General features: G+C 50.5%; 17 protein-coding genes. 15 read left to right on the plus strand and 2 right to left on the minus strand.

The window, feature by feature from the left end; translation table 11 throughout:
* Positions 1 to 9: 9 nt before the first annotated feature.
* The 7 genes from AC50Y3_RS00425 to AC50Y3_RS00455 all read left to right on the plus strand — a co-directional run bounded on the left by AC50Y3_RS00425 (position 10) and on the right by AC50Y3_RS00455 (position 4,769).
* Positions 10 to 1,023: a ThiF family adenylyltransferase gene (locus AC50Y3_RS00425; RefSeq protein WP_494816809.1), complete on the plus strand. Its 1,014-nt coding sequence runs from the start codon at positions 10 to 12 to the stop codon at positions 1,021 to 1,023.
* Positions 1,024 to 1,047: 24 nt separating this feature from the next.
* A complete protein-coding gene (gene thiE / locus AC50Y3_RS00430) occupies positions 1,048 to 1,665 on the plus strand; it encodes a thiamine phosphate synthase (protein WP_494816810.1) in 618 nt (205 codons plus the stop codon).
* A 12-nt stretch (positions 1,666 to 1,677) separates the two neighbouring features.
* Entirely contained in the window at positions 1,678 to 1,875 is a 198-nt protein-coding gene (thiS, locus tag AC50Y3_RS00435) for a sulfur carrier protein ThiS (protein WP_494816811.1), read from the plus strand.
* 8 nt (positions 1,876 to 1,883) lie between these two features.
* Positions 1,884 to 2,663, plus strand: a complete 780-nt coding sequence (locus AC50Y3_RS00440) for a thiazole synthase (RefSeq protein ID WP_494816812.1) — start codon at positions 1,884 to 1,886, stop codon at positions 2,661 to 2,663.
* Positions 2,664 to 2,708: 45 nt separating this feature from the next.
* Positions 2,709 to 3,821: a glycine oxidase ThiO gene (gene thiO, locus AC50Y3_RS00445; protein WP_494816813.1), complete on the plus strand. Its 1,113-nt coding sequence runs from the start codon at positions 2,709 to 2,711 to the stop codon at positions 3,819 to 3,821.
* A gap of 375 nt (positions 3,822 to 4,196) precedes the next feature.
* Positions 4,197 to 4,376, plus strand: a complete 180-nt coding sequence (locus AC50Y3_RS00450) for a uracil-DNA glycosylase (RefSeq protein WP_494816814.1) — start codon at positions 4,197 to 4,199, stop codon at positions 4,374 to 4,376.
* 78 nt (positions 4,377 to 4,454) lie between these two features.
* Positions 4,455 to 4,769, plus strand: coding sequence for a hypothetical protein (locus AC50Y3_RS00455; protein WP_494816815.1), 315 nt, complete (start codon positions 4,455 to 4,457; stop codon positions 4,767 to 4,769).
* 53 nt (positions 4,770 to 4,822) lie between these two features.
* Here the strand turns inward: AC50Y3_RS00455 and AC50Y3_RS00460 are convergent, their stop codons facing one another.
* Positions 4,823 to 6,115, minus strand: coding sequence for a homocysteine synthase (locus tag AC50Y3_RS00460; RefSeq protein ID WP_494816816.1), 1,293 nt, complete (start codon positions 6,113 to 6,115; stop codon positions 4,823 to 4,825).
* 210 nt (positions 6,116 to 6,325) lie between these two features.
* Here AC50Y3_RS00460 and AC50Y3_RS00465 point away from each other — a divergent pair, with 210 nt between their 5' ends.
* The 8 genes from AC50Y3_RS00465 to AC50Y3_RS00500 all read left to right on the plus strand — a co-directional run bounded on the left by AC50Y3_RS00465 (position 6,326) and on the right by AC50Y3_RS00500 (position 14,321).
* Positions 6,326 to 7,132, plus strand: coding sequence for a GNAT family N-acetyltransferase (locus AC50Y3_RS00465; protein ID WP_494816817.1), 807 nt, complete (start codon positions 6,326 to 6,328; stop codon positions 7,130 to 7,132).
* A gap of 79 nt (positions 7,133 to 7,211) precedes the next feature.
* A complete protein-coding gene (locus tag AC50Y3_RS00470) occupies positions 7,212 to 8,204 on the plus strand; it encodes a helix-turn-helix domain-containing protein (RefSeq protein WP_494816818.1) in 993 nt (330 codons plus the stop codon).
* A 134-nt stretch (positions 8,205 to 8,338) separates the two neighbouring features.
* Positions 8,339 to 9,133, plus strand: a complete 795-nt coding sequence (locus tag AC50Y3_RS00475; protein ID WP_494816819.1) for a phytanoyl-CoA dioxygenase family protein — start codon at positions 8,339 to 8,341, stop codon at positions 9,131 to 9,133.
* A gap of 22 nt (positions 9,134 to 9,155) precedes the next feature.
* Positions 9,156 to 9,623: a P-loop nucleotide/nucleoside kinase family protein gene (locus AC50Y3_RS00480; RefSeq protein ID WP_494816820.1), complete on the plus strand. Its 468-nt coding sequence runs from the start codon at positions 9,156 to 9,158 to the stop codon at positions 9,621 to 9,623.
* A gap of 31 nt (positions 9,624 to 9,654) precedes the next feature.
* On the plus strand, positions 9,655 to 10,494 hold the full coding sequence (locus AC50Y3_RS00485) for an MBL fold metallo-hydrolase (RefSeq protein WP_494816821.1): 840 nt from the start codon (positions 9,655 to 9,657) through the stop codon (positions 10,492 to 10,494).
* A 56-nt stretch (positions 10,495 to 10,550) separates the two neighbouring features.
* Positions 10,551 to 11,588, plus strand: coding sequence for a zinc-binding dehydrogenase (locus AC50Y3_RS00490; RefSeq protein ID WP_494816822.1), 1,038 nt, complete (start codon positions 10,551 to 10,553; stop codon positions 11,586 to 11,588).
* Positions 11,589 to 11,611: 23 nt separating this feature from the next.
* The gene (locus AC50Y3_RS00495) at positions 11,612 to 12,298 is read left to right on the plus strand and encodes an orotidine 5'-phosphate decarboxylase / HUMPS family protein (protein WP_494816823.1); all 687 of its coding nucleotides are present in this window, start codon (positions 11,612 to 11,614) and stop codon (positions 12,296 to 12,298) included.
* Positions 12,299 to 12,302: 4 nt separating this feature from the next.
* Complete coding sequence (locus AC50Y3_RS00500; protein ID WP_494816824.1) at positions 12,303 to 14,321, plus strand: TIM barrel protein; 2,019 nt, start codon at positions 12,303 to 12,305, stop codon at positions 14,319 to 14,321.
* A 20-nt stretch (positions 14,322 to 14,341) separates the two neighbouring features.
* Here the strand turns inward: AC50Y3_RS00500 and AC50Y3_RS00505 are convergent, their stop codons facing one another.
* The gene (locus tag AC50Y3_RS00505; RefSeq protein ID WP_494816825.1) at positions 14,342 to 15,247 is read right to left on the minus strand and encodes a helix-turn-helix transcriptional regulator; all 906 of its coding nucleotides are present in this window, start codon (positions 15,245 to 15,247) and stop codon (positions 14,342 to 14,344) included.
* Positions 15,248 to 15,274 lie beyond the last annotated feature (27 nt).

Raw genomic sequence — 15,274 nt, forward strand, 5'->3', positions numbered from 1 at the left:
GTCGGACAGGTGAATGAACGATATTCAAGGCAGATGCTGTTTGCGCCTATCGGTGAAGCGGGTCAGCAGAAGCTGAAGGACAGCGCGGTATTAATTGTAGGGATGGGGGCGCTCGGTACTGTGCTGGCTAACCATATGGTAAGAGCCGGCGTAGGCTTGGTGCGGTTCGTAGACCGCGATTATGTGGAGCAGAGCAATTTGCAGCGGCAAATGTTATTTGATGAAGAAGATGTCCGGCAAGGCTATCCCAAGGTTATCGCTGCGGAGAAGAAGCTGCAAAAGATCAATTCCGATGTCCGGCTCGAAGCGATTGTAGCCGATGTCACCGTTCATAATATGGAATCTCTCCTAGACGGCATGGATTTGGTCCTGGATGGGACGGATAATTTTCAAACGCGATTTCTGCTCAATGATGCATGCTTCAAGAGGGGCATTCCCTTCACCTATGGCGGTGCGGTCAGCTCACGAGGGATGAGCGCGATTCTCGTTCCCGGAAGCACGCCTTGCCTGCGCTGCTTCATTCAATCCGCAGATGGCAATGGGCAAACCTGCGATACGATCGGCGTTATTGCGCCTGTCGTTGACATTGTCGCTTCCTATCAAGCCGTTGAGGCAATGAAGTATTTGGTCGGAGCGCACGACAAACGCAGAAACAGCTTAGTCACCTTTGATCTGTGGGCCAATCACTCCTATGAAATGAAGCTTGGCGAACCGAGGAACAACTGTCCATGCTGCCAGTTAAAGCAATATCCCGCCTTGGATCCGGCAGAGCAGGACTCGGCTATCTCCTTATGTGGGCGAGAAACGGTACAAATGGCCGGGAGCGGGCCGATCGATCTGGAGGTATGGCGAGCACGGCTGGAGCCTGCGGTTGTGAAGGTAACTGTGAATGCTTATTTGCTTCGAGCTGAATTGCCGGAAGGCGAGAGACTCGTATTATTCCCGGATGGCCGCGTATTCGTGCAGGGGACGGACGATTTGGTGCGCGCTAAGATTTTGTATGCCCGCTATATTGGATCTTAATTCTTACTAGGGAGGAATGGAAGGATGAAAGAGTTTCGTTTATATGCGATAACAGGGGAGCAGTTTCACCCGGGCCGGGACATGATCGACGTAATGGAGGAAGCCATTCTCGGCGGAGTAGATATTATTCAGTTGCGGGACAAAACGAGCGGAAAACCCGAGCTGCTGCAGAAAGCTAAAGCGCTGCGGGAGCTGACTCGCAAACATGGCGTCACGTTTATCGTGAACGACCACATTGATATTGCCATGGAGGTCGATGCGGATGGCATTCATCTGGGTCAAGATGATGTGCCGCTTCATGAGGCGAGACGGATCGTGGGCAGCAAAATCATCGGTATCTCCACGCATAAGCTTGAGGAAGCGCTGCGGGCTGAACGCGATGGCGCGGATTATATCGGCGTCGGTCCTGTTTATCAGACGCGGACGAAGGTCGATGTCGTGGATCCGGTAGGTGTATCGTATGTACGCGAGGTTGCCGCGAACATTCGCATTCCTTTTGTAGCCATCGGCGGCATTAAACTTGGCAACGTAGATGAAGTGCTGGCGGCAGGAGCGACTAGAATCTGCGTGGTTAGCGGAATTGTCGGGAGCAGCGATGTGCGCGGGACTTGCGAGGCGTTCCTCGAGAAGCTGAAGAAATAGGGGGAATTGCGGATGGTGCTTGTAATCAATGGACAGAAGCAAGAGCTGGAGGCCAAGACAATCCAGGATGTCATATTCCATTATGGATTGGCTGGCAAACCGATCGTGGTCGAGGCAGATGGGACTGTTCTTACAGCTGAACAATGGGAGTTCACGGCGGTTCGGCCGGATATGCAAATCGAGCTTGTACATTTTGTCGGGGGAGGTTGACAGATCGGATGAAGCAGGATGTTTTCAAGATAGGCGGCCGCGAATTATCTTCTCGTTTCTTTATCGGTACAGGACTTTTCCCTAATCCATACGTGCAAATGGAGGCCATCAAAGCTTCGGGTGCCCAGGTGCTGACCTTTGCCATTCGGCGTATCAACCTAGAAGCAACGGAGGATGATTCTATCCTGCAGCATTTGCAGGATGGTGAATATATCTATCTTCCTAATACGTCCGGTGCCAGGACGGCGGACGAAGCGGTTCGTATTGCCAGGTTAGCGCGTGCTTCCGGCCTAAGCGACTGGATCAAAGTCGAAATTAGCGCGAATGAGCGTACGCTGCTGCCGGAACCGATCGAAACCTTGAAAGCAACGGAGATCCTCGTCAAGGAAGGGTTTACGGTGCTTCCGTATATTACGGATGATCCAATCATGTGCAAACGACTTGAAGAAGCGGGAGCAGCGGCGGTGATGCCGGGAGCAGCTCCAATCGGCACCGGACTCGGTATTCTTAATCCCTATCATTTAAGTTTAATCGTTGAAGACGCCCAAGTACCGATCATCGTAGATGCCGGCCTTGGTTCAGTAAGTGATGTTACGCAAGCAATGGAGCTTGGCGTATCGGCTGTGCTGATGAACACCCCTGTTGCAAAAGCCAGGAATCCGGTTGGCATGGCGCAAGCGATGAGAATGGGCATTGAGGCAGGTCGCCTCTCCTATCTATCCGGCCGGATCGAGAAGAAACGTTATGCGTCGGCAAGCAGCGGATTGGATGCTTATAAGTTGAAATAACGAGTGCGAGCGATTGATTGAGTACTTGGGAGAGTTGGTCTGGAAATGAAAGAGAGCATTGTGGTCATGGGCGGCGGAGTCATCGGATTATCCTGCGCATTTGAGCTGCAGCAGCGGGGTCATCAGGTTACGGTTCTGGAGATCAAACGCTGCGGGGGGCAGGCGTCCGGTGCAGCTGCCGGTATGCTGGCGCCTTATTCCGAGAATGTAGAAGGATCCGATGCTTTTTTCCGCTTTTGTCTGGAAAGCCTACAGCTTTATCCCGATTGGCAAGCCGGCGTGAAGGAGATCTCCGGGCAGACCTTCGAATACACGAACGCTGGCAGTCTCTATATTGCCTATCATGATGCGGATTTGCTAGCGTTGGAAGGCAGACTCTTATGGCAGCGCCAGTTCGGTTCTTCCGGCAGCATCGTAGAAGGAGAGGCGTTGCTGCGCCTCGAACCTCAGCTGTCGACGAATGTAAGAGCCGCGCTGCATACACCGGAGGAGAGCCATCTCTATGCACCTCATTATGTCAAAGCGCTCGAGCAAGCATGCCGATTAATGGGGGTTAGCATCCATGAGAATCTTGAGCAGCTTAGCGTGGTTGAGTGGGAAAGCGAGATATGTATCCAAACGGCGGACGGACGCCTGTTCAGCGGGGATCGATTACTTGTATGCTCGGGGGTATGGGCGCAAGAGCTGTCCGATACATTCGGAATACAAATTCCCGTGTATCCGATTCGCGGGCAAATTTGTGCGTATGAGGTAGAGGCAAAGCCCGTTCAGCATATGGTCTTCGGCAATCAGGGTTATCTGGTGGGGAAAGATAATGGCACACTCGTATGCGGGGCTTCCGAGGATGTTGCCGGCTTCGATACTTCGGTAACGGCCAAGGGGATCGAGCGTCTTACGAGATGGAACAAGAAGGTGTTCCCGTTTCTCGGAGAGAGGGAGCCGTTTCATCGCTGGGCCGGCTTGCGTCCTTCCACACAGGATGGGCTTCCGCTGATTGGTGCGATCGACGCTACTGACCGTGTTGTATTTGCGGTCGGCCATTATCGCAATGGCATTCTGCTAAGTCCGGCAACGGCCAAGCTGGCGGCGGATTGGATCGAAGGAAAGCAGCCGGTAGCGGCGGATTATCATGCATTCTTGCCGGGGCGGTTTACTTAAACCGCCTATTTGGCGATTCGCCGATGATGAAGCAGGCGGAGGAGTTTCTTAGATAACACGTTCGTTAGACTCGAGCGGCAGTCGCAACAATGCCGAAAAAGCGCTAACGAACCGTACAGGTCTTATTTGATTGAAAATCATCGATTTGTAATTTTAACGAACCGTACGGGCCTTATTTGGCCCCAATTGCTCTTCAAACCACCTATTTTGACGGAATAAGGCCGCTGTGGTTCGTTAGAATTTTAGAAGCGCCAAATTTCGCTATATTAGGCCTGTACAGTTCGTCAGAAATAATCAGGTAAGATACAGATGTCGCTGACAACAAGCTTTGATGTAAAATGAATAGATAGGATCCATAGGTTAAGAGGTGCCGACATGACAACCGCGCCGCCGCGTATCAATTGTATGCAATGTCTCCATTACTATGTGACGTGGGATCCGAAGTTTCCCCGTGGCTGCAAAGCATTTAATTTCAAAACCTCCGCGATGCCAAGTGCTGCCGTGCTGCAGTCATCGGGCAAACCGTGCATGAACTTCGAAGCGAAGCACAAATAGCCGTCCGTATGAAGACGAATAGAGTCTTTATCGGGTCGAAGAACAATCGAACCGATCTGGGATTTACTCTTCTTCATTATGGACTCACGTACCGGGCTTGGGCGTTATCGCGATTTCCGTATAAGCAACTACCAGCTGATGGAGAAGTTGGTTGAGCTTTGTCTAGAGCAATCGCTTGAGGAAATTATGCAGGATGAAGATGTGAAACAACGGGTGGAAAGGTACTTCGGGCTGGATGAGCTGTTCCGGGAAATGCTCGTTGCCCATACGCGTGTAGAAGGAAATGTGATTATAACGAAGCCGCTGGCACTTGCCAAATACCATACGATGCTGCGGATGAAACGATCGAAGCCATCGTGCGACGTTTCAACTAATTTGCCTGTTAATAATTAAAGACCGGTAGGGGAGAATGGGAACTTCTCCTTACCGGTCTTTGTCATGTTTGATTATTGCTGGCTCGCCTTAATCGCTTGGTCTAGATCATGGAGAATATCCGAAATTCCTTCTGTACCGATGGATAAGCGAATCATCCCCGGAGAGACGCCGGTCGCAATTTGCTCATCTTCCTTGAGCTGCGCATGTGTCGTGCTGGCCGGGTGAATGATGAGCGACTTCGAATCGCCGACATTCGCCAAGTGGGAGAACAGCTTCACGTTTTCGATTACCTTTTTCCCCGCATTCAAGCCGCCCTTTATCCCGAACGTCAGAATTGCGCCTTGACCTTTAGGCAAATACTTCTGTGCTTTGTCATAAGACGAGTGGCTTTGCAAGCCGGGATAGCTAACCCATTCCACTGCCTCATGTTGCTCTAAGAACTGCGCCGTTGCCAGAGCATTGGAGGAATGACGCTCCATACGTAAATGCAGCGTTTCCAAGCCCTGCAGCAGCATAAAGGAATTGAACGGAGAAATGGCGGCCCCCATATCACGCAGCAATTGCACACGTGCTTTAATAATATAAGCGATTGGTCCTACAGCATCCGTATACACAACGCCATTATAGCTAGGATCCGGCTCTGTCAGACCTGGGAAACGACCGCTTCCTTTCCAGTCGAATTTACCGCTATCGACGATAATGCCACCGATCGAAGTGCCATGTCCGCCAATAAACTTCGTTGCAGAGTGGACGACAATGTCGGCTCCATGTTCGATTGGGCGAAGCAAGTAAGGGCTTGGGAAGGTATTATCTACAATAAGAGGAAGACCGTTCTCATGGGCAATGGAGGCTACAGCTTCGATATCAAGCACGTCTCCCTTAGGATTGCCGATGGTCTCTGCGAAGATGGCCTTCGTTCTTTCATTAATGGCGCTGCGGAAATTGTCCGGATTGCTGGGATCTACGAAATGAACTTTAATCCCAAGCTTCGGCAATGTAGTGGAAAATAAATTATAAGTGCCGCCGTACAGACTCGCTGCGGAGACGATTTCATCTCCGGCTTCCGCGATATTAAGAATGGAGTATGTAATGGCCGCCATTCCTGAGGCAGTAGCTAGTGCGGCAGGCGCGCCTTCGAGCGCTGCAATTCTTTTCTCAAATACGTCTGTTGTGGGATTCATAATGCGTGTGTAGATATTGCCGAATTCTTGAAGTGAGAATAAATTCGAAGCATGCTCGGAATCACGGAACCCATAAGAAGTCGTTTGGTACAGCGGTACTGCCCGTGACATTGTGGCTGGATCGATCTCTTGCCCTGCATGTACAGCTAAGGTTTCTATGGAATATTTGCGATCTTCTGACATTTCTACAATCATCCTCCTCAAATCTAGTTTCAATTCTAGTTTCTCATAGTCTGATAGAAATTTCCATCTCAGCAGACTCAAAAGGATAAGAAAATAGGAAGAGGAAATAAGCGAGTCATAGAGAAATTGTTTGCAAAGAGCTGAACGCAACGATCAGATGCTGACCCGACTGTGGTTGGGTTTAACTGGTTTAGGAAGGGGCTGCATGAGATGATCACGAGACAATGCCAAATGAGCGATATTCAAAATCTTGTAGATGACTATATCGATGGTCTATCTTCGCCTTTCGATTCTTTTCTTGAGGATCACATTTTGGCATCGACGTTCTACATAATCGAGGAAGGGGCTTTAGCCGTCGGCTACTATGCGATTCATAATAACGAAATGCTAACGCAGTTCCACATCAGCCGTGCGTATCAGAAGCATGCACAACTGCTATTTAATCAAGTACTCGAGGAAAACGCATTGACGTCGCTTTTCGTTCCGACCTGCGATGAACTGTATCTAAGTTTGGCTGTAGATAAAGACTTCAAGATCGATAAACAAGCGTATTTCTTTCAAGACAGCCAAGTGGAGCTGTCGGAAAGTAAAGGTACAGGGGAAGATTCATTCCGCCCAGCTAAACCGGATGATTTGCAACAAATCCAGCAGGTTTGCGGTGATTTTCTGGATGACTATGAGCGGCGAGCCGATAATGGGGAGCTATTTACCTACTATAGACGTGGATTGCTGCTTGGCATCGGAGTAATGGAGAAATCCAAGCTGCTGACCAGCGTGGCGAGCATCGGGATGATGACGAATGAGCTGTATCGAAAGCAAGGGATTGGGCGGAACATCATTTTGCATTTGAAGAAATGGTGCTATGAGCACAACTTAACGCCTATATGCGGCTGTTGGTATTATAACGAAGCTTCCAAATTAACGTTGGAAAGTGCGGGGATGGTTACGAAGACCAGACTGCTGAATATGAAAGTCAATCAACCGTCAGTTGAATTGACGTGTTCAACTGACTCTTGATAGAGTAGAGCCACCAAGCGTGCTATGCTGATTGCAGACAGTGCGCACTGTACAATCCAATAAGTGGAGGCGTTCTACAATGGAAATGCGTAAGATCGGTGCTTTCATCTCCAGTCTACGGAAAGAACAAGGGATGACGCAGGCGGAATTCGCCGTGCGTTTAGGAATAAGTCATCAGGCTGTATCAAAGTGGGAACGCGGGGAGTCGCTGCCTGATATCGGCATGTTGCCGGCAATCGGCCGTTTGCTCGAAACGTCCATTGATGAGCTGCTAGCCGGTGAAAGGCGGATTGTGCTTGCTGAGGAAACAGCATCCGCGCAGTCTGCTGCAGGTGAAGAGCTCTCCAGCATCGAGAAGCCTCAGGAAGAAGAAGTAATAGATGTAGAATTAGTAGAAGAAATAGAAGAAGAAATAGAAGAAGAAATAGAAGAAGAAATAGAAGAAGAAATAGAAGAAGAAATTGAACCCGCCGAAGCTCAGGACGAAGAGCAGGAGGATGATTCAAACGCATCTGATGAGGGATCACATCCGAGCTTACAAGCGATTTTGCAGCTTGCACCGTTTCTGGGGAGCGACACGATTGATGAGATGCTTGTTTATGTAGAGGAAGGCCGTCTGAGCGCTGATGCTATTCAGGGCTTGGCACCGTTTATTAGTAAAGGCTCCTTAGCCCGCTTGGTGGATAAGGCTATCGAAAAGCTCGACATGCGGAGGCTAGTAGGACTCGCGCCTTTCCTAGATACAGAACAAATCGACCGGCTTGTGCAGCAAGCCGAGGAAGGTACAGTCGATTGGCAAATTGTTCAAGCCTTGGCGCCGTTTATAAGCCGGGATACGCTGGACCGACTTGTTGACCGGATTGCCGCCAATGAAGGCATCGATGCCAGCCAAATTGTTGGACTTGCTCCTTTCTTATCAAGGGAAAGCATGGAGAAGCTGCTGGAGCACGTGAAGTCTGGTTTTCTTGGCGCCGATATTCTCTCCGCACTGGCACCATTCATTCATAAAGATGCGCTAGAGAGACTGGTCCGAGGCATGCTGGAGAAGACGCTGACTCGTTCAGCTGAATAAAGGTATGGTATCCGCCATCCTGCGAAACAAATAAAGCCAGGGCTCCTGATGATGGAGTCCTGGCTTTTTCGAGCGAGAAGGTTTAATCGTATCCGGTGTAGAAGATGAGTAGTACGAAGAAGGAGGTTATTGCAGTGACGACCTTAACGGAAGCGCAGATTGAACATTTCAGAGAAAATGGCTATCTCATTAGGAATCAATTGTTTACGCTAACTGAATGCGATGAAATTATTCAGAATGCGAACAACATGATTACCGGGAAAATCCCGCTTGGCCCGCATAATGGCATTTATATGGAACCGGAGGCAATTTTGAAAGGGCTTGCATCGAATGAGGCACCTGATCCGGCCTATCTGTTTAAACTGGGTCACCAGATGCATCGATCAGATGACATCTTTCGTTATTATGCCATGCATGACAAACTAGCAGAAGCGCTGACAGATCTACTCGGACCCGACATCAAGTGCATACAAAGCATGTATATCGATAAGCCTCAACAATTGGGAGTCGGCCAACCATACCATCAAGATTCCTATTATCTGAAAACCGAACCGGATACGTTGATCGGCGTTTGGATCGCACTTGATGATGCTGATGAACAGAATGGATGCCTGCATGTTATTCCCGGCAGCCATCGCGAACCCATTCACCCGCATGAGGTGCCGTCCGATGAACGCCAAAGGAAGTATTTTCAAGAAGTGCATGCTGCACAGAAGGATAAAGAAGTCCCATGCCGCCTGCCTAAGGGATCAGCCGTCTTCTTTCCGGGGACGATGCTGCATCGTTCGGGAGATAACGAAACCGCGGATCGCCGGCGGCGTGCATACGTCCTGCACTATGTGAGCGCGCGTTCGAAACAACCTAACCAAACCAACTCGCGCAATCCGCATCTGCTCGTGCGGGGACGTCAATACCCTGGATGTGTGTAAATTCGAGAGGGGAATAAGAACTATGGCGACACTGCACCTAATGGTTGGACTTCCTTGTAGCGGCAAAACGACTCTTGCAAGAAAGCTTGAATATGACTATTCGGCGCTTCGCCTCACTCCCGATGAATGGCATACTCGCCTGTTCGGACAGGATGTTGAGGAAGAGGAGCATGGCGCTAGAAAAGCAGTGGTGGAATCTCTGATTTGGGGAGTTGCCGCTCGGGTGTTAGTTCTTGGCGTAGATGTTATTCTGGACTTCGGATTTTGGGGGCGCAGCCAACGAGACGAAATGCGCTCGCGAGCTACGGAATTGGGGGCTGACTTTAAAGTCCACTTTCTGAACGTTTCTGAAGAAGTTCTTTTGGCTCGTCTTGTGGCGAGAAATGGTGAGCTTCCTCCAGGCACATTTTACATTCCGGAGACTCAGCTTAAACAGTGGGTATTTGAGCCTCCTGCTCGTGAGGAGCTCGTATATACTAGTGTTTATTAAGAATGCTGTACTTAAATAGGAGGAGTAGAACATGACTATCCCTAACATACGAACAGGCGAGGCGCTGATTCGGGAAATTGACGAAACCCGTGTACCATACGGCATGCTCGCCATATGGTTTCTCGGGCAGGTTAGTGTCATTGTCAAAGGGGGCGATACGGTCGTGTATATCGATCCCTATCTAGCCGATGCTCCATATCGGCGGTTTGCGCCGCCCCTTCGTCCGGAGGAGGCGGCGAATGCCGACTGCGTGCTGATTACGCATGATCATATCGATCACTTAGATCCGGATACGATTCCGGGGATGGCGAAGACTCGCAACGATACCGTGTTTGTGGCGCCGGGCTATAGCCAGGGCGCTCTGGCTGAATGCGGTGTTCCGCCGGAGCGGCGTATTCATGCGAAAACAGGCGAATGGCGGGAACTCCGAGGTTTGCGCTACATGCCGATCCCAGCGGCTCATGAAGAATTGGAGTACGATTCCGAGCTTGATCACCGGTTCGTCGGTTATGTGCTTAAGCTTAACGGCGTGACGTTTTATCATGCGGGCGATACGACGGTTTATCCCGGACTGATTGAGACCGTGAAAGCAGAAAACGTCGACTGCGCACTGTTGCCGATAAACGGACGCGATCCGTTCCGGCTTGCGCGTAATATTGTCGGCAACATGAATTTCCGCGAAGCTGCCGAGTTTGCGGTCGCGGCTGGGATCGATACGGTTATTCCAGCGCATTACGACATGTTCGAGGGCAACACGGAGCATCCCGGACATTTCATCGACTATTTGTACGAAAATTACCCTACGCAGAAGAGTCACGTACTGGCTCGATTCGAAAGGTATGTGTACGTATCCGGCCGCGCGCTGAACTAACAACAAGGCGAAATCATACGGAAATTGAATCGTTCCCCATTGGAGGCGGTTACAAAGTGAAAGCCATTGTCAATTACGAAGCAGGGTCCGGTAAAGTTGAAGTTCGTGAAGTACAGGTCCCCGAGTTGGGACCGAAAGATGTGTTGATTCGCGTGCAAGCCGCCGGCGTCTGCGGCAGCGACTTGCATATGTACCATGATTCCCAGGGGTTTCCGGTAAAACGACCGGTTACGCTAGGTCATGAATATGCCGGCATAGTTGAGCATGTAGGTTCATCTGTAATCGCCTTCAAGGCTGGTGATCGCGTAGTCAGCGAAACGCCGGCCTATATTTGCGAAACTTGCATTTATTGCCGTACCGGCCAATACAATCTTTGCCCGACACGCAGAGGCTTCGGTGTACTGGAAGACGGCGCCATGGCACAATTCGTGAAAACAAGAGAAGCGATCGTTCACCGTGTGCCAGACGGCATTCCCTTTGAAATGGCTGCGCTGACTGAACCGGCGTGCGTAGCCTACAACGCTGTCGCTCATCATTCTCATATTCGACCGGGCGACTATGTTGTCGTATTCGGACCTGGCCCAATTGGATTGATGTGCGTGCAGATTGCCAAGCTGTTTTCCCCGGGGCGTCTTACGATCGTCGGTACTGCCCGCGATAAGAAACGTCTGGAAGTGGCGTTGCAATTCGGCGCGGATGAAGTGATCGAGGCCGACGGAAGAGACGTAGTCAGCGAGCTGCTCCAATACGGCGACGGATTTGGACCCGATGTTATCTTAGATGCGGTAGGGGTCTCCGCGACATTGAAGCAGAGCATCGATGCCATCCGGCCGAACGGACAAATTACGAAGATCGGCTGGGGGCCCGATCCTATCGGATTTTCACTCGATCCGTTAATTCAGAAAGCTGCCCGCTTGCAAGGTTCGTTCAGCCACAACTATCCGATGTGGGAGAAGGTTCTCCTGATGATGGCAAAGGGAGAAATCAACCCTCTTCCAATGGCCAAATCGTATAGCATCGACGATTGGAAATCGGCTTTTGACGACATGGATGCATTGAAGCACGCCAAATCGATCATTTTACCTCAAGCCTAATTGAAGGGGAGAATACGACTATCATGGAACCGATCGTACAAATATCGCTGGATTTGACTACCATTACGGAAGCATTGGAAATGGCCGAAATTGCCGCAGAAGCAGGCGTGGATTGGATTGAAGCAGGGACGCCGCTGTTGCTTGGAGAGGGTCTTCATGCTGTTGCGGCACTACGCAAAGCTTTCCCGAATCACCCTATTGTAGCCGATCTTAAAACTATGGATGGTGGCTATCTTGAAGCCGAGATGATGGCAAAAGCCGGAGCGACTCACGTCGTAGTCATGGGCGTGGCTCACCAGGCTACGATTCGTGCTGTTGTCAAGGCAGCCCGCGATTATGGTATCCAGGTAATGGGCGATATTATGGCTTCGCCGGATCCTGTGGCTTGCGCCAAAATGCTGGAAGCAAATGGGGTCGACTTCATTATCGTCCATACCGGATTCGATGAGCGCGGCGAGGATAAGGAACGTACGCCGTACGATTATCTAGCTGCTGTAGTCGAAGCGGTGAATATTCCTGTACAGGCTGTAGGCGGACTTACGATCGACCAAGCCGCAGATATGCCTAAGAATGGCGCTCCGCTGGTCGTAATCGGCGCTCCCCTCGTAATCGATAAACAAGAGTTCAAACCGAGCAAGGACCGTGAGCAGTTGAAAGGCATTTTGCAGCAATTCGTGTCCCGCGTTAAAGCAAATAGGGTTGAGGGGTGACACGATGACAACGACAGCCCGCGTAGCGCTTTTTCCAAAAGGATTTATGAATGAGTTGTCGGAAGGCAAGATGAGCTTATGGGAGTGGATCGAGATCGCCGGTACGCTCGGTGCAGATGGTTTGGAAATGTATCCGCGTTTTCTGGAAAGCACGGAACCGTCTTACCTTCAGGCTGTTCGCGAGGCGTGCGACAAGGTGCATTTAGCCATACCGATGATGTGCTCGTCACCGGATTTCACCCAGCCGGATCCTGCAATGAGAAGAGAAGAAATCCAGAAGATCAAAACGATGATCGATGTCATGGCGATACTCGGACCGGAAGATTTCAGAAGCTGCAGAGTGCTGTCCGGACAAAGGCGGATCGGCGTATCCAGGGAGGACGGCATTCGCTGGACCGTGGCATGCATTCAAGAACTGCTCCGGTATGCCGCCGAGAAGAAGGTTGTCCTGGTGATGGAGAACCACTACAAGGACGGTTACTGGACAGCGCCTGAATTCGCTTTGCCATGCGATATTTATTTAGAGATCATTAGTCAGATCGAATCGCCTTGGTTCGGAGTGAATTATGATCCTTCCAATGCCATCGTTGCCGGCTATGATCCCATTCTATTGTTAGAGCAAGTCAGATCCAGAGTGATCACCATGCATGCCAGCGACCGATATTTAAAAGAAGGCTATACAATGGATGACATTCGAGAGTTTATGGATCAAGGCTACTCCCATGCGCTTGAGCATGGCGTCATTGGCAAGGGCATGAATGATTACGGCAAGATCTTTAGCATTCTTCAAGAAGAGAGGTTCACTGGCTGGATCTCCATCGAAGATGGCGTGAACGGGCTGGAAGAGCTGCAGGAATCCGTTCATTTCATTAAAAATCAAATTACGCAGTATTTAAGCTATTCTGAAGTGATGAAAGCGATTGTATTGAAAAATGCCAATTCCGAATCAGCGGCAGTCGCGCTAACGGTCAAACCTCGCCCTGCATTAAAGGCTGACCACGAGGTATTAATCAAAGTGATTAGCGTCGGACTCGATGGTACCGATAAAGAGATCATTATGCATCGTTACGGCGTGCCGCCGGAAAGAGAAGAAGATCTAATCATCGGCCACGAGCTGATCGGAGTAGTGGAACAAGCCGGAGCCGCTTCCGGATTTAATGTCGGAGACGCTGTCACCGTGTTGGTAAGGAGGCCATGCCCGGAACCGGATTGTCCGAATTGTCGTGCAGACCGATCTGACTATTGCCAGAGCGGGAACTATATTGAAAGAGGAATCAAGGGTTCTCACGGATTTATGTGCGAATACGTGGTTGAGGATGCCAACTATGTCGTAAAAGTTCCCGATGGGATGAAACATCTGGGCGTGTGGGTAGAGCCGCAAAGTATTTTCGAGAAGCTATGGTCGACCATCTCCCATTTCCAGCAAAGATTCGTTTGGGAGCCTGCGCGGGCATTGGTGCTGGGTTCCGGTCCGATGGGCTTGCTGTCCGCCTTGTCGCTTCGGACTATGGGGGTTGAAACGCATGTGTGGTCACTGCATGCCCAAGACAGTCTTCAAGCGAACGTCTTGTCCAAGATCGGTGCTCAATTCCAGAGTGCGTATAACGACGCTTCGGTTGGTGCCGCCGACCATGGACTTGCAAGGCACTATGGCAACAAACTGAATCTGAATTTCGATATCGTGCTGGAGTGCACCGGATTCTCTCCGCTGCTTATTGAAGCGACTCACTTGCTTAACCGAAACGGCATTATCGGATTGCTCGGTATTTCTCCGACGAACCGCCACTTTGAGGTGCCGATGGATCAGATTAACCAGAATTTCGTCATCGGCAATCAACGAATGGTAGGTTCGGTTAATGCTTCCAAAGAGGATTTCATTCATGCGATTGATCGGATTGGGCAAGTAGAGCGCTGCTATCCCGGTACGTTGAGCGGCCTTATCACAGATGAATTTACACCTGAACAAGTGGCTTCCGTTCAATTTGATCGAATTGGCATAAAAGGGGTCATACGAATGAGCTAATCCTCGAAGGATTTATTCCCCTATAAAATGCTGCATAGCTTCCGGTACTCCCGCGGCGAAACGCCTTGCCATCGCTTAAATACATGACTGAATTGATGCAGGCTGTCGTAGCCGATGCGCATGCCGATGGCCTCGATTTTCATATCGGATTCCCGCAAGCACCGTTTGGCCTCTTGATGGCGGAGATGCTGCACATATTGATTGGGGGTAACGCCGAACTGTTCTTTGAACAGACGGATAAAATGATCCTCGCTCACGTTCAAGCGCTCTGCCATCAACGAGTTCGGCCAAGTTAACTGCAAGCTGCCGCTTATCTCGTCGACCAGCTCCCGAAGGGAGGTCAAGTAGACTGCGGAAGTGGTTCGCTGCGGAACGGTCTGCAGTCTTAGGATCGACGCGAGCGTTTGCAGCATAGCTCCTCGGCAGACAAGCTCATAACCGGCCCTTGCGGTTGTAAACTCTTCGCAGATCAACTCCATTCCTTTCGCGATATCGACGGAAAGGGATGAATATTTTCGTGCAAATAACCGCTCACCTTCCGGATCTAATGGCTGCTTGCAGAACATCGCGTCTTGGACGACGCGGGTTTCGTCAACAACCATATGAATCTCGGGGGTCAGCTCGAATTCATCGTAGAAGTCGAAATGAATACCGAGCAATTGCGCTCCGGCTGCAGAAGGGATTTCAATGCGATGTCTCTCCTTGGCACTTAGAAACAAGAGGTCGCCGGGATAATAACGAATCGTCTCGGGTTCGTTGATGAAATGCACGGCCATTTCCCCGGAGATGACAACCATGACTTCGAAGTCGAAGAGTCGCCGCTCATTTCCTTGATAATAGGCGGAGTTCTGGTACTGAGCCCAGTGGATGCTCGGCATCCAGGCCATGGAATCAAGCTTGCGGCTGTCGGGCGAAGGTATAGCCATTTTGTCCACCCCCTTATTATGAATGGA

The organism is Paenibacillus sp. J22R98 (assembly GCF_059383835.1).